This is a genomic window from Shewanella sp. BJSY2023SW005, assembly GCF_047314585.1.
Classification (GTDB): Bacteria; Pseudomonadota; Gammaproteobacteria; order Enterobacterales; family Shewanellaceae; genus Shewanella; species Shewanella algae.
Genome location: NZ_JBKORJ010000008.1, coordinates 1 through 22,125, shown reverse-complemented (window position 1 = coordinate 22,125; position 22,125 = coordinate 1). Strand labels below are relative to the sequence as shown.

17 protein-coding genes are annotated in these 22,125 nt (G+C 54.2%); all 17 read right to left on the bottom strand.

Translation table 11 applies throughout. The features are described 5' to 3' along the window. Window positions 1–157 precede the first annotated feature (157 nt). Window positions 158–1,432 carry a type VI secretion system ImpA family N-terminal domain-containing protein gene (locus ACMHXI_RS01070; protein WP_208184415.1) on the bottom strand — a complete coding sequence of 425 codons (1,275 nt, stop codon included), beginning with the start codon at window positions 1,430–1,432 and terminating at the stop codon, window positions 158–160. A gap of 75 nt (window positions 1,433–1,507) precedes the next feature. Continuing rightward, window positions 1,508–5,068 (bottom strand): type VI secretion system membrane subunit TssM, encoded by a 3,561-nt coding sequence (gene tssM, locus ACMHXI_RS01065; RefSeq protein WP_044733765.1) that lies wholly within the window; start codon window positions 5,066–5,068, stop codon window positions 1,508–1,510. Between the two features lie 16 nt (window positions 5,069–5,084). Beyond that, complete coding sequence (gene tssA / locus ACMHXI_RS01060) at window positions 5,085–6,485, bottom strand: type VI secretion system protein TssA (RefSeq protein WP_044733764.1); 1,401 nt, start codon at window positions 6,483–6,485, stop codon at window positions 5,085–5,087. A gap of 3 nt (window positions 6,486–6,488) precedes the next feature. Continuing rightward, on the bottom strand, window positions 6,489–7,142 hold the full coding sequence (vasI, locus tag ACMHXI_RS01055; protein WP_025012072.1) for a type VI secretion system-associated protein VasI: 654 nt from the start codon (window positions 7,140–7,142) through the stop codon (window positions 6,489–6,491). Continuing rightward, the gene (locus ACMHXI_RS01050; RefSeq protein WP_145840128.1) at window positions 7,142–8,695 is read right to left on the bottom strand and encodes a sigma-54 interaction domain-containing protein; all 1,554 of its coding nucleotides are present in this window, start codon (window positions 8,693–8,695) and stop codon (window positions 7,142–7,144) included. The genes vasI and ACMHXI_RS01050 overlap by 1 nt, the downstream gene beginning before the upstream one ends. A 2-nt stretch (window positions 8,696–8,697) precedes the next feature. Beyond that, the gene (gene tssH, locus ACMHXI_RS01045) at window positions 8,698–11,286 is read right to left on the bottom strand and encodes a type VI secretion system ATPase TssH (RefSeq protein WP_413733776.1); all 2,589 of its coding nucleotides are present in this window, start codon (window positions 11,284–11,286) and stop codon (window positions 8,698–8,700) included. Window positions 11,287–11,296: 10 nt separating this feature from the next. After that, window positions 11,297–12,088: a type IVB secretion system protein IcmH/DotU gene (gene icmH, locus ACMHXI_RS01040; RefSeq protein ID WP_028781258.1), complete on the bottom strand. Its 792-nt coding sequence runs from the start codon at window positions 12,086–12,088 to the stop codon at window positions 11,297–11,299. Window positions 12,089–12,091: 3 nt separating this feature from the next. Next, the gene (gene tssK / locus ACMHXI_RS01035) at window positions 12,092–13,423 is read right to left on the bottom strand and encodes a type VI secretion system baseplate subunit TssK (RefSeq protein ID WP_025889987.1); all 1,332 of its coding nucleotides are present in this window, start codon (window positions 13,421–13,423) and stop codon (window positions 12,092–12,094) included. A gap of 2 nt (window positions 13,424–13,425) precedes the next feature. Beyond that, window positions 13,426–13,956 (bottom strand): type VI secretion system lipoprotein TssJ, encoded by a 531-nt coding sequence (gene tssJ / locus ACMHXI_RS01030; protein ID WP_025889986.1) that lies wholly within the window; start codon window positions 13,954–13,956, stop codon window positions 13,426–13,428. Beyond that, complete coding sequence (tagH, locus tag ACMHXI_RS01025) at window positions 13,956–15,284, bottom strand: type VI secretion system-associated FHA domain protein TagH (protein WP_028781259.1); 1,329 nt, start codon at window positions 15,282–15,284, stop codon at window positions 13,956–13,958. The genes tssJ and tagH overlap by 1 nt, the downstream gene beginning before the upstream one ends. 15 nt (window positions 15,285–15,299) lie before the next feature. Continuing rightward, window positions 15,300–16,298 carry a type VI secretion system baseplate subunit TssG gene (gene tssG, locus ACMHXI_RS01020; protein WP_413733773.1) on the bottom strand — a complete coding sequence of 333 codons (999 nt, stop codon included), beginning with the start codon at window positions 16,296–16,298 and terminating at the stop codon, window positions 15,300–15,302. Next, a complete protein-coding gene (gene tssF / locus ACMHXI_RS01015; protein ID WP_413733771.1) occupies window positions 16,274–18,040 on the bottom strand; it encodes a type VI secretion system baseplate subunit TssF in 1,767 nt (588 codons plus the stop codon). The genes tssG and tssF overlap by 25 nt, the downstream gene beginning before the upstream one ends. 2 nt (window positions 18,041–18,042) lie before the next feature. Further along, window positions 18,043–18,471 (bottom strand): type VI secretion system baseplate subunit TssE, encoded by a 429-nt coding sequence (gene tssE / locus ACMHXI_RS01010; protein WP_051472870.1) that lies wholly within the window; start codon window positions 18,469–18,471, stop codon window positions 18,043–18,045. Between the two features lie 5 nt (window positions 18,472–18,476). After that, the gene (gene tssC / locus ACMHXI_RS01005; RefSeq protein WP_025889984.1) at window positions 18,477–19,952 is read right to left on the bottom strand and encodes a type VI secretion system contractile sheath large subunit; all 1,476 of its coding nucleotides are present in this window, start codon (window positions 19,950–19,952) and stop codon (window positions 18,477–18,479) included. A gap of 85 nt (window positions 19,953–20,037) precedes the next feature. After that, entirely contained in the window at window positions 20,038–20,526 is a 489-nt protein-coding gene (gene tssB, locus ACMHXI_RS01000) for a type VI secretion system contractile sheath small subunit (RefSeq protein ID WP_025012103.1), read from the bottom strand. A gap of 884 nt (window positions 20,527–21,410) precedes the next feature. Beyond that, window positions 21,411–21,623 carry a hypothetical protein gene (locus ACMHXI_RS00995; RefSeq protein ID WP_208184413.1) on the bottom strand — a complete coding sequence of 71 codons (213 nt, stop codon included), beginning with the start codon at window positions 21,621–21,623 and terminating at the stop codon, window positions 21,411–21,413. Between the two features lie 27 nt (window positions 21,624–21,650). After that, a partial coding sequence (locus ACMHXI_RS00990; RefSeq protein WP_413733768.1) for a hypothetical protein occupies window positions 21,651–22,125 on the bottom strand: 475 nt, incomplete at its 5' end.

Genomic DNA, 22,125 nt, shown 5'->3' with positions numbered 1-22,125 from the left:
TTTTACAACAACATCCAAACCCACACCCGCTCTCCGGGCAATTTCTTGCCCGAACCCGGGCAATTTTTTGCTCGCCGGGCAAATTCTTGCCCGAAAGCCGCCAAAGGCCAGAGTTCAAGAGCGGACACAAAGGCGGCCAAACAGGGGAATTCTTGTATTACATAACAACATCTTGAACGTCGGCCGCATCTTGGACATTAGCTCTATCTGAACCCGCCGCCATTGGCGCTTTATTCGAGTCTGGGGCGGTTTTGGCTGCCGGGTCATTTGTAACGCCAGAAGCCTGAGTGAGCCCCAAACTCTGGGCCAACAAAGTGCGCTTGATCAGCAGGGATTTCAGTTGCCTGTCCAGCAGTGTCAGCTCCTGAGCTGCCCGCTCATTTTGCTGTTGCTTGAGCAGCTCATCGATGAAGTAGGCTCTGGCCAACACGGGGGACAGGCTGCTGGCATACTCGGCCATATCCCGTGACTGACGCTGCAGCACACTGAGTTTGTTGGCATCAAGCCCCTGCCATTGCTGTAACTCTTTGCTTAAGTTGGCCGCTCGGGTGCGACTGGCGGCAAAACGCTGGAAATACTTGTCCAGCTCCAACAGATAATCTACCTGCTCGGGATAAACATATGGTTCATCATTGGCCAAAGGTGCGGCGGCAAATAGCTGATCTATCTTCTGCCACAGCGGCAATGCCGTTTCAGTCGGCAACTGGGTCACCTGCTCGGGTGGCTTGGGCGCAAATCGCTCCGGCCAGAACTTCTGCCCTATAGTCAGCCCCAAAGGTTCGGCAAAGTGTCCCGCCGTCAATGCCAGCAACAAGAGGATTAGTCCCAGCGGCCAACTTAACCCCTTGGAATTAGCCTGCTGCTGAGCACTTGTGGTAACAGCGGGTCGCTTGGCCGGTTGTTTAACGCCATCAATCTTGTCGAAGATTTGAAAGCCGAGCGCATCCAGGTTTGGCATCTGCTTGGGTTGACGCGCCTGCATCAGCTCAAACAGCTGCTGACAGGCATATTCACAACGATACCACTCACGGATATTGCCTTCAGTAGCCTGCATATCCTTGAGCTCCGGCAACAACTTACCTATGGCCCAGTTAAGTATTTCGGCGCACTTTTCCGGGCTGATAGTGCCCATCTCTTTCGAGTGCGCCAACACGGTTAACAGTAACTCCAGCCCGGATGCCAAACCGGCAATGCCGCGGGTCTTGGCCGCAGCTACCGAAAAGTAGCTGGCCGCCAGTAGATCCACCCCATCTGTCATCGCCAGAGTGGCAGCAAGATCATAGACCTTTTCCCAATCCGTCCCACCACTGAAGGGAGATTGGCGCCGGTTGATCTCACTACGCATCTGCTGATAGCGGTTATCTTCCCGAAGCTGAGCCGGTGCTGCGGTCATTCTGAACCATCCGGCATTCACTGTTGTTTGCTGTATCAACTTGGTACACCTCAAATTCCATTAAGTTGAGTCCCACAGGGGAATTGGGCTTCCACGCTGTGGAAGCCCGGCGGCTCAGTAGAGTGTTTTAGGCAACTGATAGTTGCTGAGCAGATTTGAGGTAAAGGGATTACTGTTGTCTGCCGTGTGGATCCGATAGGAGATATCGCCCTTATCCACATTGAACTGATAATCCACACTGGTCGAGCTGGAGCCGGTGATCCTGGCGCTGTCGAGCAGCCTGAAGAATGCCCATGGGCCTTCGTAGCTCAAGGAACGCGGTGACATATTCACTTCGCTTGGCACCAAAGTCAGCTTACTCTCGGCCGTTTCCCGCAAGGTGTTGGGCCATACCAATTCGATGGCGCGACGTGGGCCATGGGTGTATTCCACGTACTGGCCATCGACGTTGATCACACTACGACGCTTGTTGGGGCTCATCTGCAGTGGCTCCAGGGTGAACTGTACGTCCAGGTTGCCCTTGAGGTTGAAGAAGGCAGTCTGGATCTGTTTCGCCTGCTCTATCGCCTGCAAGACCTCTTTACGGATCAGGCCGGTTTCACTGCCTGCCAGTTGGTTGAGCTGATCCATGTTTTCTTCCAGGAACATCCGCATCTGCTGATCATAGAAGGTATTCAACGTGCCTTGCGGGCCGAAGAAGCGTTCAAAATCGGCAATCGACACCTGTTTAGTGGCCTTGGGATTGAAGGGATAACGGGATGCCAGATTCTGCTGGAACTCCATATACACTTCGTTGTACCAACGCACTTCAAGATGCTTGATAGCACTCTGCAGCACGACCTTCCAGCTCTCCTTGGCCAACTTGGACACCATGGAGTCCAGCGGCTTGGGCAGGCCATCGGAAATACGTTCCAGCGCGTAAACAGGGTCGGCATCGTTGAGCTTGAGCCTTTCCTGAGCCGCCTTCAGTGCCGCCTTGCCCACATCCGGGGAGTTTTGGATCCCGCGCAGATAAGCGTGCAGGCGCACCACGGCTTCCATCACTTCATCCAGATAAGCCGGCTTACCGTCCTGGGACTTGAGCATCTGGTTCAGTTCGACAAAGTCACCATCTATGGTCGAGGCGATACGATACTGAGGCGACTTGAGCAGCGCCTGACGGGCCTGATCATCATCCGGCATATCCGGGAACAGTTGGGTATTGCTGCCCAGCGTTTCCAGCAGGCGCGACAGCGGCTTGTTACTCATGGCTACGTTATCCAGTACCAACACCGCCTGGTTGATGTCTTCGAAATTCTTCAGTTCAAAGCCATTCAGCGCCCGGCGCCAGCTGGCGTTATAGTCGGCCAGATATTGGGCCACGATCTTGTTGCGCAGCGCCGTCTTGTCGGCATCGCTGAAGTCTGTGCTGTGAGCCTGGCCGAGTACCCAGCTGTCAATCAACGCCAGCTCGGCAACTGAATCAGATCTCGGGATAAAGAAGCGCTCAAAACCTTGTTTGGTGAGTATTTTCGGGATCTTGAAGATCTCAGGATCCTGCGCCGCTATCTGGGAGTCAAACACCAATTCATTGGCCGGGCCAACGGTCAAACGCAGATCCAGCGGTGCCCCCAACTGAGATACCGAAGAGGACTTGAGGTATCTGTATACCCGCTGTTCTATCGGCAGCAGACTCAGCTCATTCTGGGCCTGGGCCACCATGGTATCGAATGGCTTGAGCACAGTCTCGGCGTCCGGATTGGACTCCAGCCGTGCATGCTGCAAGTCTGTGTGCAACAAGGCGTAATCCAGATGCTCCATCAGTTGGGTCTGCAGTTCACGATTGCCTTCATAGGCCTTCTGCCAAACATCGGCAAAGTATTCGCGAACAAAGCTGTCGCGGCGGCCACTCTTATCAGCCAGCATTCTGAATACCCGCAATACCGCCAGTTTTTCATCACTGCCTTCTGGCGCATCGGCCAGATCCCGCGCCACTTGCCGGAGCAGTATCGGCAGATAACGATAGGACAGCAGGTTCAGATAGGTCTCTTCCACCTTGGGTCCTATGGTGTGACCCTGGTAGAGGCCGAGATCTGAGATTAACCTCGGCTTGTCACGGAAGAAACCAAACTCCAGCGTGGCCGCCCGAATGGTGTTCAGTGGCGGGATCACATTGCGGGCCAGCGGATCGAAATTGGTGTTATCGATAAGCTCGTTGTATTCATTCACCTTACTCAGCACGGCATCGGCCTGAGCGCTGTTGAGCAGGTAGTATCTGTGCCAGCTGCCTATCAAGAGCACTGAGGCGATAGAGCAGGCCACAAAGGACAGCGCCATGATGCGACGTTTTTGCTTGGCCACCTTGAAGTTGTCCGAAGCCAGACCCGCTTCCGGATATATGATGCGGGTAAAAAGCGAACGGGTGAAATAGGGAGTAGAGTTTTCACTGCGCTGGGCACTATTGACCGACTCACTCAGGCCATAACGGCGGGAAGCGCCATCCACATAGGCATCTGTCGGCACCCCTTGCTGGTAAACAGAGGTCATATAAACCCCGCGTACCAGTGCCGAGGTCGAGAACTGATCGCTTGCCAACGCATCGACGAAAAACTCACGCAGCACCTTGTGGGCTCCGGCAATCTGACGTGAGAAGCTGTAGATGGCCGAGCGTTCTTCCTTGTCGCGGCACTGCAGCAGCGCCCTTGGTAGGCCGGCATTGATGCGCTGAATAAAGTCTTGCCAATCCTGATCAAACTCATTGAGCCAGCTGTCGAGATCGTTGACCGAGTTCAGGGAGAAGGTGAAACCGAGGATCTCATCCCGCTGCGCCTGGGTGAAATGGCGGAAGAAGGGCTCGAATCCCAGCAGCAGATCCAGTTTGGTCAGGGTGATATACACGGGCAGACGAGTTGACAGGGTTTCCATCAGCTCGCGCAATCTGGCACGCAACAAGTGGGCGTAGGCCTTGCGTTCGGCCACAGGATCGCTGACCAGGCTGGCCATATCCAGCGCCAACACCACGCCGTTCAGGGGGCGGCGACTGCGGGTGCGCTCCAGCCACTCGACAAAGTGCAACCACAGGCGGCGCTCTGTCTCGCCATCCGGGCTGGTTACCGAAGGCTTCTGGGTCAACAGCTCACCGTCCGGGTCAATCAGTACGGCATCGTCACCTATCCACCAGTCAAAAGAGAAAGGGTTTTCAGACTTCTTGCCCGAGGCGCGCATAACGGAAGAGAAAACAAACTTCTGCCCGGAGCGGTTAATTAGGCTGGTCTTACCGGCGTTTTCCACCCCAAGCACCAGGAACCAAGGCAAGGCGTACAGGTAATTACGGGTGTTGAGGCTTTCTTTCATGCCCACCATCACCTCGTTGAGTTCCTGCTCCTGGCGTTCCACCAGGATCTTCACCGGGTCTTCCTTGAGCTGCTGCTCCCTAACTTTCAAGGCGCCGATACGCAGCAGACGACGCCACTGCACCCAACCCCAAATAGTAAAGCAGGACAGGGAGAAGATGGTGCTGGCTATAATTCGGGCCGTTGTCGATGCCAACGGTTTCTCACCGTCCAGCTCCAGCCAGGGGCCAGCCCACCAAATCGCCACATTGACCAGAACGAAGATAGCCACCAGCAAAATGGGCAGCGCCGACTTCAGTTCCGGCAGCAGTTTCCTCAAAAAGGATTTGATCATCGACCACATATACATTTCCCTGTACCTAACTCAGATTGACTTTTTGTTGTAAACGAGACATCAGACCCGGCTCCCAATCCGCCAGACTGGTGTCCGTGGCCTGGCCAAGCAGCACTTGGTACTCCACCTCTGCCATGGCCCCTAACTGGTGTTTGTCTTTCAAGTCGGCCCCCAGCAGCCGCAGATAGAACTTGTCCCTCGGCTCAGTGGCCTTGTGCAGTTTTTCGTTGAGCGCCGCAAATGCCAGCGACAACCCGCCACTGGCGGCCAGTTCCCAAATTTCCTGCTCGTAACTGTTGCCTTCGGCCGAGCCTGAACCCTGCTGCTCGCTGCCGTTGAGCCAACTGCGGGTTTCTTTGGAAACAAAAGGCACGCCGCCTTTGAATGACATATCCAAAAGTGCAGGCAGACGTTCAACAAAGGCCGCCGTTTCCTCCAGAATCGCCTGAGCCCAGGCCGGCTGCCCCAAGGTCTGTGCCAATTGGGCACTGAGACAATGACCGTCAATCCAGAAAGGACTCAGGCTAAGGCTCTGCTCTATGCGTCTGAGCAGCGCCAGATCCGGACTCTTGGCCAACTGGCTTCGATACTCGGCCACTCTGTCGGCAGAGATAGGCATCAGGCTGGTTTCGCCCTTGGCATTGGCATTTTCCGGCGCCGAGGTCACACTGAACCAGATGGCAAAGCGTCTAAGCCTGAGGCCAAGCGCCATGCCCGCCGGATTCTCGGCGATAAAGTCTGCCACCTTGAGCAGAGCTTGCTTGGTAGCCTTGTCACTGCTGTTGTCTATCTCCAGCCTGGGCATATCCCTGCTTTCACTGCTACTGCGGCTTTCACCGGCGCTGGATTCCTGCTCGGGTTTGGGCTTGTTGGCAGGCTCACTGCTGAAACGGCGCTTGAGCTTGGCCTCCAGGGCCTGCAGTTCATCCACAGGCAACTCTTTGGCGGCCGCGGTATCACACAGAGCCTTGAGAGACTGCAGCAATACCGACTTGGTGTCGGGATCGCAAAAATCGGTATCCAGCCCTTCGGCCGCTTTCAGGGTTCGCTGTACTATTTGGGCGAAAAACTTGCGCCTGGGCAACACGCCTCTGGGGCCCGGCGCCGGATGGCAAGTCTCCCAGAAGGAGGCCATAAAACGCTCCAGCAGTGCCAGCGAGCAGGAGAAACGCTCCAAACTGCACTGATGCTGCAGGCACTGCAGCAAATAGGTGAGCAGTTTCAAATCCTTGCTCTTGGTTTCCAGCAACTTTAAGGCCGCACTTTCCACCTCATGCCATTGCACTTCGGAATGCGAAAGCGACCCCACCTTCATCATCTGGCCTTCCACATAGTCAAACAGCACATCATCGCTGAGGCGCTCTCCTATGGGATTGGCCTCACTGATGGGGCGGCTGACTTTATCCAGGTATTGATTCAGATCCATCTATCACCACCTGCAAGATTGGCGCAGTGGCTTGAGCGCACTGCCAAGTTCTCGGGTATCAAACTGCAAGCCGTCTATCGCCTTGTTGGCCGAACGCAGGCGCACATCGTCGCCGCGGATCAGGGCTTTCATCACCTGAATGGCCGGCAGGCCGCGGCCGGTGCGGAAGATATAGCCGGTATCATCACTGAGCCAGCGCTGTGATTGCTGCTCGACGCCGTTGATCTGCAGCCCTACCTGGGCCCAGCCATCTTCCAACGCAGTGGGCAACATCAGCTCGACCCGGCTGATATCGTCGATGCAGCTGAGCATAAGTACCGGACGCGGTGGCAAGGCGCCTATGGCGGGTGCGGTCAACCAGAGATCTTCTACGGCATCCGCTTGATGCCCGGCAATAAAGGCCATGCCCTGCTGACGATTTTTCTCGGACGCCATGGCAACCTGAAACGCCTCGGGATAAGGGCTGCTGTCAGTGGTTTGCTGCGGCACCACGGTTGCCACCGGAGTGTTGAACAGCTCATCGAAACAAGCCAGTCGCTCCAGTCTGGAGGGGATTTGGGTACAAGCCTCTGCCTTGGCCACTGTGTCGTCCGAGGCCTGAGCCGAAGCGGCCAGCCCCCACAGGCATAAAAATATAACGCCTTGAATCCTTGACATTATTCGTTAATCTCCAACTTCTGGCATTTGTGGGAAAAGGTGCGTTTCGGCATTCCCAGACTGACGGCTGCTTTGGCTCTGTCACCGTTGCAGGCCTTCAATCTGGCGCTGATCACCGCCCGCTCAAACTGAGCTACCGCCAGCCTGAGATCGGAAATGGCTTCAAACTCCTGCCCCTCTTCGGTAGGCAATTGCGGCTTGGGCATTTCCGAATCCGTTGCCGGCAAAGACGCGGTATCTATCTCGACACCGTCGGCTGTGAGGGCGCAGGCATAATCCAGCATATTGCGCAGCTCGCGGACATTGCCCGGGTAGCCGTGGTTCTTCAGCCGATTGAGGGCGCTGAAGCGGATGCCGGGGATCTGTCGCTGCTGACTCTGATTGAACAGTGCAATAAAGTGCGCCGCCAAATCGGGGATATCCTCAAGCCGCTCCCTGAGCGCCGGTACCTGCAGTGGAAACTGGCACAAGCGGTAGAAGAGATCGCGACGGAACTCGCCACTGTGGATCTGCTCCTTGAGGTTCACATGGGTAGCGGCCACCAAGCGAAAATCGGCGTAGATTTCCTTGTTGCCTCCCAGTGCCCGGTAGTGCCCAGTTTCCAGTACCCGCAGTAACTTGGACTGCAGATTCAAAGGCATATCACCGATTTCATCTAAAAACAGCGTGCCCTGGTGCGCCTGGGCTATCAGCCCCTGCTTATCCTTGTCGGCACCGGAAAAGGCCCCCTTGGCATAACCGAACAGCTCGGACTCCAGCAGGTTTTCCGGTATTGCGGCGCAGTTGATCGCCACAAAAGGTTTGCCGCTGCGCTCGGAAAAGTCGTGTATTGCCCGGGCCACCAGTTCTTTGCCCGTCCCCGTTTCACCCTGCACCAACACAGACAACTGTGAGGCCGCGCCACGCACTATCTCCTGCCTGAGCTGACTCATGGCCTGACTGTCGCCCACCAGGTTCTTGCCAAGTTGTTGCATGGCATCATGTTGTTGCTGCTGGCGACGCAGTTCATCAAGCGAGCTCGACAGCTGAGACTGATCTGAATTCTGCCGCAACAGCTTATCCAGCAACTGCCAGTGGCGCATAAAGACGGCGGCATATTGCTGCCAGTCCTGACGGACAAGCAGACCACTGCCCTGTTGCTCGGCCAGACGCAGACAGAGGATAGCCCGCACATGACCCTCATGGCTCAGCGGGAAAAGCAGCAGTGCCTGCTCTTTGCCGACCCGATCGCACAGGCTGACAAAACCGCTGTGCTCCTGCCAGTAGGCGAGCCGGGCCTTGTTCAGCAGCATGGCTTCGCCTGTCTGCAACACATGGGCAAACGGATGACGAAAGTCGGTAACCGCCAAACAAAGCGCCTGCAATGAGATCCCTTCACACAGGCCAAGGCAGGACAGTGGCTTGAGTTCCCGACCATCGAAGCCCGGCGCCAGAAACAGATGGTTATCCAGCCCCAACTCCAATGCCAAAGTCTCGAGAAACTGCTGCAACAGCCCATCAAACTGCTGGCATTCCAGCAATTTTGCCGCCTGTTCCAACCACTGCTCAGTCACCACTATCGCGCCTCTCCGAAGAACTCACCGTCACGGCAGCCCAGATGGATCTCACTGACCTCCTCTTTGGCTGCCAGCTTGTTGAGCAGCGACAGCGATAAGGGCGGCAGTACCTGGCCGTCTATGATGGCTTCCAGCATCCTGGCGCCGTTTTCACTGCGGGTCGCGCGGCGCATGATTTCATCCACCAGAGCCTCGTCACAATGCACCTTGGCCTTGTAACGCTCCAGCAAACGCTGCTCCAGCGACGCCAGCTTGTAGTGAATGATCTCCTTGAGCACCTCTTCACCCAGCGGCAGATAGGGCACTATCTCCATTCGCGCCAGCAGCGCAGGCTTGAAGAAGGCCGCCAGCTCAGGGTAAAGCTTGTCGTCCAGCAGCTCTGGCTGGGCGCTGTAGTCCACTATCGTCTGATAGCCCAGGTTGGAGGTCAGGAAAAACAGCACATTCTGGCAGTCAATCAACCGGCCTTCGCCATCGGCCAATTCGCCCTTATCGAACGCCTGATAAAAGAGGTTCAGCACATCCGGATGCGCCTTTTCCACCTCATCAAGCAGCACTATGGAGTAAGGCATCTTGCGGATGGACTCGGTCAGAATACCGCCCTCACCGAAACCGACATACCCGGGAGGCGAGCCTATCAGCCGGGAGACAGTGTGCTTTTCCTGATATTCGGACATATTGATAGTGGTCAGGAATTGCTTGCCGCCGTACAGCTGCTCGGCAATCTGCACCACAGTTTCTGTCTTGCCGACGCCACTTGGTCCCACCAACAGGAAGGCGCCCTTGGGACGTCCGGCGCGGCGCAGGTCTGCCCGGGCGGTGAGCATATTCTTGTGCAGGCGGGCAATGGCCACATCCTGCCCTTTGAGGCTATGCCCCAAAAGCTCAGGCAGATGGGTTATCTTGTACAGCTCATCGCCACTCATTTGCGATACCGGCACGCCGGTCCAGTCGGAGATGACTGCCGCTATCTGGGCCTCATCCACCTGAGGGTAAATGAGGCGTTGGTCGCCACTGATGGCTTCGAGTGATTCTTCGGCCTGTTGCAGCTCCAGCCGCAGCCCTTCGAGCTCGGCTTCATCGTCACAATCAAGAATGGCGCGTCTCAGGGCCACTACTTGAGTGACTCCGGCCTGTTGCTGCTGCCACAGGGATTCCAGCTCGGCATACTCACTGTCGGCTTCTTCCTGGGCCTGGTGCAGCTGATTCAGGCGCTCTTCATCAACCGGATGACCGAGTTTTTTCTGGCGCTCCAGCAGTTCGGTTTCCATATGGCGCTGATGGCGCAAGTTATCCAATGCCGCCAAACGCTTAGGCGTACTGCTAAGGTTAATGGCGATTCGGGCACAGGCGGTATCCAGCACATCGATGGCCTTGTCGGGCAACTGACGGCCGGAGATATAGCGCGCCGACAGATAAGCCGCTGAGCGCAGGGCGCAGTCCTGGATCAATACATTGTGGGAAGACTCATAGACCCCGTGCAGGCCACGGAGAATATTCACCGCCTGTTCGACACTGGGCTCATCGAGTTTCACCAGTTGGAAACGGCGGCTCAGCGCCGGGTCTTTCTCGAAATACTTCTTGTACTCTTTCCAGGTGGTGGCGCCTATGGTGCGCAGCTCACCGCGGGCCAGAGCCGGTTTGAGCAGGTTGGCCGCATCACCGCCGCCTTCCTGATTGCCGGCGCCTATCATGGTATGGGCTTCATCGATAAAGAGTATGATGGGTTCGGCCGACTGTTTGACCTCTTCAATAATCGACTTCAAGCGCTTTTCAAACTCGCCCTTGACCGCGGCGCCTGCCTGCAACAGACCAAGATCCAGCGACAACAGCTGCACCCCCTTGAGTGCATCCGGGACCCGGCCGTCACAAATACGCAGCGCCAAACCTTCCACCACGGCACTCTTGCCCACACCGGCATCACCAACCACTATCGGGTTGTTCTTACGGCGGCGGCTTAAGATGTCGATCATCAGGTTGATCTCATCATCCCGGCACAATACAGGATCCAGTTCGCCTTTGCGGGCCAACTCGGTAAAGTTGCTGGTGTATTTGGCCAGCGACGATTGGGCCTCATTCAATACTGGCGCGCCGCGCTCGCCCTTGACCATTTGCGATTCGGATGAAGCCTGGGTCAGGGTATTGAATTCCCGTCTCAGGGTTTCGCGATTAATGCTGCCAAGCAGAGTGGCGAGATCCCTTGGCAGGTAGCGCTCGGCCTGCATCAGTGCGGCGGCGAAGATGGCGCCGGATCTAAGTTCCGTCTGGCCAAGTTCAGTGCTTGAAAGCAGCCAGGCATCCTGCAGCAGCTCGACCAGCAGCGGTGAAAATGCCGGATAGGTTTCCAGGCTCTCTTCCCTTGGCAGGGTTTCACCGGCAATTTGCCTTACCTGCTCGGCATCGACTTCGGCAGCCTTGAGCAGCAGACGCACATCACCCAGCGGATTGTCCAGCAGACAAGTCAGCAGGTGCATAAAGGTCACTTCCGGGTTCTGACGGGCAATACAGAGTGATGCCGCCTCTTCCATGGCGAGTTTGGTCACGGCGTTGAGCTTGCCGATCAAGGTAGTGAGTTCAATTCGGATCATCACAGCTTCCTCAATTCAGGATCTGATACAGTTGCTTGAGCACGCCCGAGGACTTGTTCGCCAGGGACAGGGAATAAAACAGAAAGACTATGGTCAGCATCAGGCCGAAACCGGCAAAGACTGTCCAAATAGGCATCTGGCGCCCAAGGCGATAACGGGTGTTGACCACATGCTCTGTGGCCCCGGTCAGCAGTTCCGGTTCTTCTTCCCGGAGGTGGCGCAGGGTTTCGTAGAGGCGATTGACTATCTTGTCGAACTCCTCACGGCCGTTGGCCACCACCTTGTAGCGCCCTTCGAAACCCAGGCAGAAACACAGGTAGATAAACTCCAGCAGTTCACGATATTTGCTCGGTTCGGTTTCCAGACGCTGCAGGATGCCAAACACCTTCTCCCCGCCCCAGGTTTCATTGTGAAAACGGGTCAGCAGCGAATGTTCGGCCCAGGCACTGTCGGCGCCCCAGGGGGTATTCATCACGGCTTCATCAATAAAGGAACAAAGCACATAGCGATAGGCCAGCACTTCGGCGCGATCATAGCCCGCCTCGGTGAGCTCGGCCTCGATGGCCATGATGTCATCCACAGTGTTGTGATAGAGCTTTTCCACATCATCCAAGATGGCCAGCTTGCGTACCCGCAACACCATGCCGATAAGAGGAGATGCCGCATCGATAAGTGCATTGAGGCTGTCACCACGCAGTTGAAACCAATACTCTTTATCGGCATTCATGTTCTGCGCTTCGTCATAGAGCAGCTCTTCGACCTGCTCAGGCGATATAGGCTGTTTTTCTGCTTTGATATCCATTTCTTAGCTCCTGATAGCCCAGAATTGCAGTTCGAGTTCCGGGAAGTCCCCCGCCACGTGGAAGGCAAAACCGCTGGAATTCACCAGCATCTCCCAGGCCCGGCTGGAACGCTCCAGCTGGAAGTAGGTGTAACCCGCGTGGTAAGGCAACTGCCTTGGGGCCACCGGCAGCGGAGACAGAGGCACACCCGGCAGCTGCAGCGAAATGAGCTCGCGGATCTTCTCCACCGAGGCGATCTTGGTCTGCTGGATAAACAGTTTCTTGAGTTCGTCCAGCGGCATTCTGGCGCGCACTGCCAGAATGAAGTCGGCCTGTTTCAACAGATCCGGATCCTGCACCGGCGCCACCATGAGGCCATACTTGCGTTTGTGCAGCTGCAGCGATACCGCCTTGGGCTCGAGCACTATGCTGAGAGACTGACGCAGAGTCGACATTACCTGAGTGAAGGCCGATACCGGCATATCGTGGTCATAGGCGGCAAACGCCGGTGCCATGCGGCTATCATCGGTAAAGGTGAACAGCTCGCCACAAACACTGACCAGAGCCTGATACAGGGTTTCCGGATGCAGGGTCCGCGACAGGGACTGGTGCTGCAACACAGGCTGCATGCGGTTGAGAGATTGCAGCAACATGAAATCGGCCACATCTGCCACCCCGCCCTGGCTCGGCGAGCCCAGGCGCTGGGCGATATTGCGGGCCCGCTCGCGCATCAGACCGGCCATCTCTCCGAGGAAACGGTGTAAAATCGGCACGGCGCTGACATTGTAGTGGCAGGGAATAAAGTTGGGATCCAGCACCACACTGCCATCTGGACGCTTTTCCAGAATGCGGGCGATGGCCAGCGAGCTGTAGGCGCTGCGATCTTCCTTCTCCAGCATCAATCTGAGCCTGACCGGGCTGACATCAATGGCGGTAAAGTCGCCCTGATGGGTGTGAATGTCCCGCACCTCGTGACGCCGATTGAGATAACGTCCGGCGCCCTGCTCGTCCTGGGCCACTTCGGTAATTGAATCACTGCGCAGCGACAGCGCCAGGTAAACAATCTGGTTGGCCAGTGAGCTGTCGGCCACTTCCAGTGCGTCCGGCAGCACATCCTCCTGAGGGATGTTGAACACAGTGCCGTCCGGCATTACGCCACGGGCACGCTGAATCGCAATGCGACCAAAGCTGAGATACTCGGGGTTGAGTTCAAGCTCGGTGATCCCATAGAGGTAACCGCTGACCGCATTGAGCCTGGCGTCAGTGAGGTATTCCTGATAACGCTGCTGCTGTTGGAAGTGCTGAGGCTTGATAAACAGCCCTTCACTCCATATCACTCTGTTTCTTGAAGACATTGTTATTCCACTTTATCCAGTACTATGTCCTGCTCACTGAAAAACATCAGCAGGTGATATTCACGGCCCATGGGTTTGATCTTGACGACCTTCTTCCATTGGGCGACCTCGGGATCACTGAAATGCGCCATGATGCCTATGTATCTGGTGTCCTCATCGACAGCGAAATGGTCGATAAACTTGAACTGTCCCGGCAGCAGGGTGTAGTCACTGTGGTCGATATAATTGGAGCCGAGCGCCTCTTTGTAATCCGCCTTAAGCGAGTCAAAGTCGGCGGCCAGAAACTTGGAGTCATCTTCCAGCTCGTACACCACCAGCTCCAGCGGCGTGGCATCGCCGGCCGCATTGGGGTTGACCTTATCGAGCGCATACATGCTGTAGGTCAGTTGTGTCGGCAGGTCTTTGGCCTCTCCCACTGGAATGGAAGGGTCCCACAGTACCTGCGCCGTTTTCTTGGTGGCATTCCATGCCGAGCTGCAAGCGGCCAGCTGAAGCAAACAAAGCCCGATTAAACCCAGCCTTATCAGTCCCATCAGAATTCCCTTTGCAGTTCCCTGAGTTTCTTGTCATAGGCCTGTTCAAACACTTCCCAGAAGAGTTTACGGAAGCCCTGTTGACGGGATGACGTCAGCTCCTGGTAGTAGTTCTCGTACATTTCCCAGGCCCAGTTATCACCTGGGTTGAGCGCCGACTCGCTCACCTTGCGGTATTGGCTGAAGCGCCTCAGCAAGGTGTCGGGTGAGAAAGACTTGAGGATGTAGTTGAGCGCCTCTGTGATGGCATGCTGTACCGCTTCATTGTGGTGCTCGATGGAATTCAGGCTTTCGCTGATGGCGGCCGCCGGAGACAGATGCACCGGGCTCTTGTTGTCATCAAACAGAGTGCGGACGGTTTCCTGATAATCCAGCCCCAGACGCAGCGGGTTATCTTCGATGGGCTGCAGGTTCTTGTTGATCAGATCATAACGGCTGCTTTGCGCGTCCTGATGCAGTGACAGCAGGCCTTTAATGGCGGCCTGCAAAGCAGCGCCCATTTCAATGGCCAGTGCCTGCTGGGTGCCTGTGTCGTTCATATCACCCAACTGTACCCCTAAGCCGCGCAGCATAGGGCCGGTGGCGATATGGGTGCCTTCATCGGCGGGCCAATCATTGCCCAGGCCGTTTTTGACTTCAGATTCCAGTAAGTCCAGTGCATTCTCGTCCATAATATTGTCCATTTTCGCTCGTTTGTTCAGATGAATAGCCGAACCGGTATCGAAGTCCGTGTCGGCCTGGGCGGTAAAATTCTTGCCTTGCCAGTAGAGTTCCTTGGCCAGCAGGGATTCGGCGTTTTCCTGCTCTTTGGTCACAGATTCCTGGTCAAATTCAACGCTTTTGACCGCGGCCTGTTGTTGCCTGTCCAGTGCCAGTAAAGGGTCATCCAGGCTGGCATCGGTTTCTTCCTCTTCTTCGGCGGTTTCAGCCTGAATAAGTGAACCGTTCTCAGACTTGAACCATTCAGAAAGCTGGCCGGTTACCGGGTCATCGGCCTGCTCGCTGTCGAGCAGCGTCACCCGTACTTTGTAGGGGCCAATGGCGATATGATCGTTCTCATTCAGCCGGGCTTTGCGATCCCGCCCCAGCTCCACGGTGGAGCCGTTGAGAAACACCCGGCCGCAGAGATCTTCAATACAGAAATGACCGTCCAACCAGAGGATGCGACAGAAGTAGTCGCCTATGGTGCGCTCCCTGTCCCTGAGCACCCATTCGCAACCTGGGCCGGCGCCTATCAGGCCGCCGTCCTTGTTCATTCTTGTGTGGGGCACCAGGCCTGACTCCAACAGCTGGGAGTTCACCACATTCAACGCAATCAAATTACTCAAGAGGCCAACCTCCCTTTATTGCCTGATTTGAATCAATACGCTCTTGCGCGTGCTATCGCCCTTGCCGAGGAAAGAGGACCATCCCAATTGGCCGCCCTTTTCTTCCCCCAGTTGCAGCAGCGGGGCTTCATCTTCCCTGAGCGTCAGCTCAAGGTCATAGGCCATCTGTTCCCGCAGGATCACTTCCATCACCTTGCAAAGTGGCTGGAACTCCCTCCCGGATGGCAGAAAATCGCGAAAACGCTCTAACGACAGCTCTTCCATACAGAGCACAAACTTGCCGCAAAGATCGCCGACCCGCTCCCCAAGCATGGTGTCTTCCCCCAGCCTGGAGTTAGCCATCCCCAAACGGCAACGCTGGGACTCGGGGATCTCCACCTGTCGCAGTTGCCATTGGCGAATGCTCACCTGGGGCAGGTCGAAACAGTGCGCCACTATGCCGGCAACCGCCTGGGGCGAGCGGCTGCGACCGGCGAGCATGCCGGCGTAGGCCAGCATCTTGCACCAGTTGATTGGTGTGTCGCCGCGGATATCCTCGTTGGCCAGCCCCACCAGGGCGTAGACCTGGGCCGAAAAACTGTCGCTGGCATCGTCCTGAAAACGCACGTAATAACGGTATTTGCGCCACAGGCGATACAACAAGGAAATCAATCTGTTATTAAAGAAATCCAGAAAGTTGCGCCGAATGCCGTCTTCATCGTCGAGCAGCATATCCAGCAGGTAACTGGGCAGCGGCGACTGGGCGCCATTGAGACCGAGAAAACAGGTCTCCAGCCGCAGGCGCCCATCCCCCAGAGACTCGAGCATGGAGATATCCGCCGGCGCAAATCCAAGGCTTGGATTGGCGCTGAACTGCAACTCACCGGCCAGTTCCCACTGGGCATCTTCCGGATCTCTGCCTTCCAGTTGGTGCAATAACTCCACCAACTGGAAAAAGCTGTACTCACGGTAGTCCTGCGGCAGCCTGCTGCCACCCGGCTCCGGAAAGGTTATATCAGCGGTTGTTGACCGCACTGGATATCCCATGTGTACCTTTCCTTGTTATGAGCATTGATAACCACCAACTCATGAAACGAGTTGATGCTGGCGTAGAGGGCAAAAAAGTGGTTCAGCACAGTGCCGAACAGGTAAAGGTCGCCCTCGGAGCCGAAATGCTGTTGGTCGAGCACCAGCTCTGTCTTGAGGCCGCGAACTGGCAATCCCCTGACAATTCTTTCGGTCGGCCCGGACTGAATACTGCTGATGCCGTCGAGTCGCATCCGGGTGACCCGCTCTGCTTGTCTGTCGACCAACGCCTTGAAGTCATAGGCGCGGATAATGGAACAGATGGCATCACGGGACAGCAGTGACAGATAGTTGAGCGACAAGTTGGAGATCAGGGTCCACAGCAAACTGCCATCGAGCACAGGCCGCAAAGGGTGGCTGGGCTCGGTGATATTGCTGAAACGGGCAAAGCTTGGCGATGTATCTGTGGCGACGCAGATGTCACCCTTACCCAACTTGGTCGGCAGTTGCCGGTTGGAGCAGGTCAGTGTCACCGACACGGCTTCTGTCATGTCCAGGCACTGGGTTTCATCGCTGCGCACAAATGAGAGGCAATGATCCAGGCCGTCGTTGCGCATGCTGTCGCGCACCCGCATCCGGTAATAAAGCGCGGTGCGATTACGGGCGCGCTCCACTTCATGTTGGAAACTCTCAAACGGCGAATAGATCCGCTGTTGGCCGCGCATTCTGCCCTCATTGGAGTCCAGCCAACCCTGCACCTTGTCGACACTGAAGATTTCAAAGTGAGATGGATGGCGACTGGAGGGCACAATCGGGTATTCGACCCGCTTGCCGTTGAGATCGATAGGATCGGCGTCGTGCTCAAACAGGTTGATAGCCGGAACACAGTAGAGCAGGAAAGTATCCTGACGCACATGCACGTCGGCAGGCAACGTCTTGGAAAAAGTGAGTTTGAGGCTGAAGTCACCCTTGAGATATTCGGGGATACACTTGGCGATTCCCTTGATATTGAAGAAATGAAACGCCTCGGGGAATGTCAGGTACTCCTGCAGGATCCGGTAGCCTTCATAGACGTTTTTCGGATAGGGCAAGATACCGCTGCCGGCCTCAAATCCTACTGACGCAAAGCTGCTGCGCGGCAAGCGATAGCTGCCATGGGCGCCGACAATTTCGATAGAGTCCAGATAATGATTCAACCAAAGATACAGCATCTGGGCACTGTAGCTTTGGCCTCCCAGATAAAACCTGAGGCTTTCCAGCCCCATTTCAAGCAGGGAAAGGTCGCTGTTGTTATCAAAATCCAATTGAATAATAGAAGCTTCCCGGGAATGGGAAGCATCTATATGACGGATTTGCACCGGATAAACATCAACAGGACGACAGGTACGAAAGTGGCAGATCTGCCCTTCAACCGGATGACTGTCCAGCATACAACCGGCCGCAATCTCCTGCCTGTGGGTGATCCCCTTCTCATGCGGATAGAAACGCATGATGGTATGACTGGGAATAGGCCTGAGATAGTTGGGCCACAGCATGCTGATCATCGAGTGAGTAAACTCGGGGAATTCATCGTCAATCTTTTCCCTGAGTCGACCGGTCAGAAAAGCAAAGCCCTCGAGCAAACGCTCGATATCGGGATCAGTGTGGTTACCGTGAAGATAACGCGCCAACTGCGGATGGATATCCGAAAATTCCCGCCCCTGCTCTCTCAAGAAAGCAAGTTCATCCCTGAAGTATTTGTCCTGAGGCACTGCTAAACCACTCTGTATCTGCGACTGTTATCCAATAACAAATCGATCTTCAACTTATCCTTGTTGGAAGCCACTCTGATGCTGCCGTAGATGTGGAACCTGAGGTTCATCGGATTGCCCTCATCGAACAACACGCTGACATCAATATCTGTCAGCCTGGGTTCAAAGCGGCTCAGGCAAGCCTTGATTCCGTTACGCATCCTCAGGCCAAGATCCACACTGCCGGAACTGGCATCATTGAAATCGAACAGTCCCAGTTCAGGACAGCTCTGGCTTTCTCCAATGCGGGTATTGAGAATATGTGAAACATTACGTTTGATGGAATCGACGACAGCATCCAAGCTGCTGTCGCCATATCCACTTTGGCGTTCGGCTCCCAAGCGTTCAAAGAAGCCGACACCAAAAGTTCCGGAGAAATCATCGTTCAACAACGTGATTACTCCTGATCCAAACGTCCTACCAGCGACAGTTCAAAGTTGGCACCCATGTACTTGAAGTGCGGACGCACAGCCATGGAAACCTGATACCAACCTGGATCGCCCTGAACATCCATCACCTCAACCTTGGCGGCACGCAAAGGACGACGGCTACGAACATCTGCCGGTGGGTTTTCCTGATCGGCGACATACTGTTTGATCCAGTTGTTCAGCTCACGCTCCAGATCCTGACGCTCTTTCCAGGAACCTATCTGCTCACGCTGCAACACCTTGATGTAGTGTGCCAGGCGGTTGATGATCATCATGTAAGGGATCTGGGTACCCAACTTGTAGTTGGTCTCGGCTTCCTTGCCTTCCTTGGTGTTGGGGAACACCTTGGGTTTTTGAATCGAGTTGGCAGAGAAGAAGGCCGCATTGTCACTGCCCTTACGCATAGTCAGGCTGATAAAGCCTTCATCGGCCAGTTCAAATTCCTTGCGGTCGGTGATCAAGACTTCGGTTGGGATCTTGGACTGCAAAGCGCCCATGGATTCGAACACGTGTACCGGCAGATCTTCCACCGCACCACCGCTCTGTGGGCCAATGATGTTAGGACACCAGCGATACTTGGCGAAGCTCTCGGTCAAACGGGTAGCCAGAGCAAACGCCGTGTTACCCCAGAGGTAATCTTCGTGGCTGGCGCTGACATTTTCACGATAGTTAAAGCTGCGAACCGGGTTATCGATTGGGTCATAAGGCACACGCAACAGGAAGCGAGGCGCCGTCAGACCTATGTAGCGAGCATCTTCAGACTCACGCAGCCCACGCCACTTGGTGTACTTGGGGCTTTCGAAAGTAGACTTGAGGTCCTTGAGATTCGGCAGTTCTTCAAACGAGTCGACACCGAAGAATTCAGGCGCAACTGAAGACAGGAATGGCGCATGAGCCATGGCCCCAACAGCACCAACGTACTGCAGCAGCTTCATATCCTGAGTCGAAGGGGTGAAGGCATAGTTACCGACGATAGCGCCAACAGGCTCACCACCGAATTGGCCGTAACCGGCAGAATAAACATGCTTGTACAGACCGGACTGAGCAGTTTCCGGTGAAAATTCAAAATCATCCAGCAGCTCATCTTTGGTGACGTGCAGCAATTCAATTTTGATATTCTCACGGAAATCGGTTCTGTCGACCAACAGCTTGAGGCTGCGCCAGGCTGATTCTATCTGCTGCACCTTTTCATTGTGCAGAATGGCATCCATCTGTTGGCTGATCTTCTTGTCCAGCTCAACCAACATCTTGTCGACCAGAGCCTTGTTGACCGGCTCGGCAGTGTTGTCTGTCTCCAGAATATTACCGATGAAAGCAGCAACACCACGGCGAGCAATGTCATAGCCTTCATCCACCGGCGCCATCCGGGTTTGTGCCATTATCTGATCGAGCAGGGTTGCATTGGCACTTTGGGAAGCGCCTGATGTTTGATTTTGAACATCCATGAATTTTGATTCCTCAATTACACTTGTGTCTATATCCGAGACATAATCCACAGCCTATCTCCATAACGGCTTATATTGGCTTGAATTATTGTTCCATCTGCTGCAATTCACTCAGCAGCTTTTCTCTAGACTCTTCCGTTGCAATTAATTCCTGCAACTTAGCTCTGAAGGCAGGAATATTTCCCAATGGTCCCTTAAGTGCAACCAAAGCTTCACGAAGTTCGATTAACTTTTGAATTTCAGGAACCTGCTCACCGATAGAATCAGGTGAGAAATCTTTGAGGGAATCGAATTTAAGATCAACAGACAACTCAGCACCATCTTCATCTGTCAATTTATTGTCAACTGTCGCAGAAATTGACAGATTGGCTTCTTTCATAACGGATTCAAAATTAGATTTATCAACTTGAACCGTCTTACGCTCTTCCAATTGAGAGTCTTCAGGATGACCCTTAAAGTCACCTAAAACCAACAACTTAAGAGGAAGTTCCATTTCACTCTGTTGATCACCCGTAGAGGGAACATATTTGATGTTAATACGTTCCTTCGGAGCGACTGAACCATCTTTCGCCATGAGATTATCTCCATATAAGATCTTTTACGACTGGTAAGTCCATTTCAAAAGCAGACCTAACTTACAAGCCCAACAAGTTATAGTCAATCGGCGTTTCAGACCTTAGTATAATAGGCGAAAATACATTTATTTAACAAAGGAAACAATAATATTAAAACATATAATACTTTAGTTGGGTGCATATTATCCCAAAAGGCTAAATTTAAGAACATTAGATAATCAAAACTACTTTTTTATAGAGATGGCATGCCATTAAAAAGTCAGTTTCGAATGCAAAAAGTAAGAGATCTCTTACAGTGAATAAAGAAAGATCCGTGGCCTATTCTGCAAAAGCGGGAAAAAACCAAGACCTAAGTATTAGCGTTTGTTAAATTACAGTAACCGATCAAAACCCTATGCCAGAGACCAGAGAGTCACCAAGGAAGCAAAGGACCATTAAGAAAGCTACCTATGGGTCCCATACGCGCTCTATATAGGTAAACAGAAGTGGGTGCGAGGCGAGTCTCGTCGCGAATGCTACAAACAGTGACCACTTTTCTTTGCCCATTGTTTCCTGCTTTGGCACATCATTCTAGCTGCCCGGCATCTTGGATGGCGGCAGAGGTTCCAAACCTATTCGATACAAGCTAGAAAAGTGTTATCGCTAAGCAGCCTCGACAAGGAAGTGAGTGGTGCCAGGGATCCCAAAAAATCAGCACCTTTTCGCTGGATCTGGAGTGACTTCTTTAGACAGGTAAATACTGCAGGAAGGTCCGAATGGTTAGGGACTCCTTCAAGGCCAAGAGTTCCTTATTTGCAGGGATGGGTTGCTAAGATCTCTGCTGAGATATAACTACACCAGCAGAGATCTTGTCTTGCCTGGTCTGGTCGTATCCATGCTCTTGCTAGTGATAGGCTTCCACATCGTAAATTGCATCGATATAAATAACCGGTGTTATTTCTGAGATGATTTTTTCGGCTTGTTCTTTGGCAACTGAAATTTCGGCTTCACTTACAGGTGCGCCCCCCTTATCAAGGCTTTTTATAATCATAAAGTCGACATTACTTTCTCTATAATACTTTTCAGCGGCATATATATAGGATAAAGCGACCAGCATTTCATCTCGATTCGTTCCTTTAAGCCACTATTTCCTATTCACGTGGATAATGGCATCTATAGAGTTAAAACCTAGATGAAATGCTCTTTTGGCATAAAAATTGGCCATCTCAAAACCGATAATTTTGTAAAAAGACCCCGCCAGCATATCCATTGCCGGTGCAAAGTTATCATTGGCCGCCATTTTGAGTAGAGTCACCACCTTGATGGCATCGGCTTCACTGAGTTCACCAGCCTCATAAGCCCGAGCATACCTAAGAGCCTGCTTGACCATAGGGGCATAATACTTCTGCTTGGCCGCTTCAGCCGCCCTGTCGGCATCCATGGAGGCTGCATAGCGACTCAGCATATCATCGGGGTTGGCTTGCAAGCGCTGCTGGAAAGATTCCCGCGCCTTATCCGCCCAGGCATCGTCGCAGTATTTACCTAAATACCACTCACAGTTTTGCAGGGTTTCTCCCGCCGGTACCAAGCGCCGCATCGCATAGGGGTTTCCTTGCTGA

What these genes read in the sequence shown, in the direction of transcription:
- tssM (WP_044733765.1), bottom strand. Translation starts at nt 5,068, where the DNA reads ATGTGGTCGATGATCAAATCCTTTTTGAGGAAACTGCTGCCGGAACTG.
- tssA (WP_044733764.1), bottom strand. Translation starts at nt 6,485, where the DNA reads ATGGATCTGAATCAATACCTGGATAAAGTCAGCCGCCCCATCAGTGAG.
- vasI (WP_025012072.1), bottom strand. Translation starts at nt 7,142, where the DNA reads ATGTCAAGGATTCAAGGCGTTATATTTTTATGCCTGTGGGGGCTGGCC.
- tssH (WP_413733776.1), bottom strand. Translation starts at nt 11,286, where the DNA reads ATGATCCGAATTGAACTCACTACCTTGATCGGCAAGCTCAACGCCGTG.
- icmH (WP_028781258.1), bottom strand. Translation starts at nt 12,088, where the DNA reads ATGGATATCAAAGCAGAAAAACAGCCTATATCGCCTGAGCAGGTCGAA.
- tssK (WP_025889987.1), bottom strand. Translation starts at nt 13,423, where the DNA reads ATGTCTTCAAGAAACAGAGTGATATGGAGTGAAGGGCTGTTTATCAAG.
- tssJ (WP_025889986.1), bottom strand. Translation starts at nt 13,956, where the DNA reads ATGGGACTGATAAGGCTGGGTTTAATCGGGCTTTGTTTGCTTCAGCTG.
- tssC (WP_025889984.1), bottom strand. Translation starts at nt 19,952, where the DNA reads ATGGATGTTCAAAATCAAACATCAGGCGCTTCCCAAAGTGCCAATGCA.
- tssB (WP_025012103.1), bottom strand. Translation starts at nt 20,526, where the DNA reads ATGGCGAAAGATGGTTCAGTCGCTCCGAAGGAACGTATTAACATCAAA.
- ACMHXI_RS00995 (WP_208184413.1), bottom strand. Translation starts at nt 21,623, where the DNA reads ATGCTGGTCGCTTTATCCTATATATATGCCGCTGAAAAGTATTATAGA.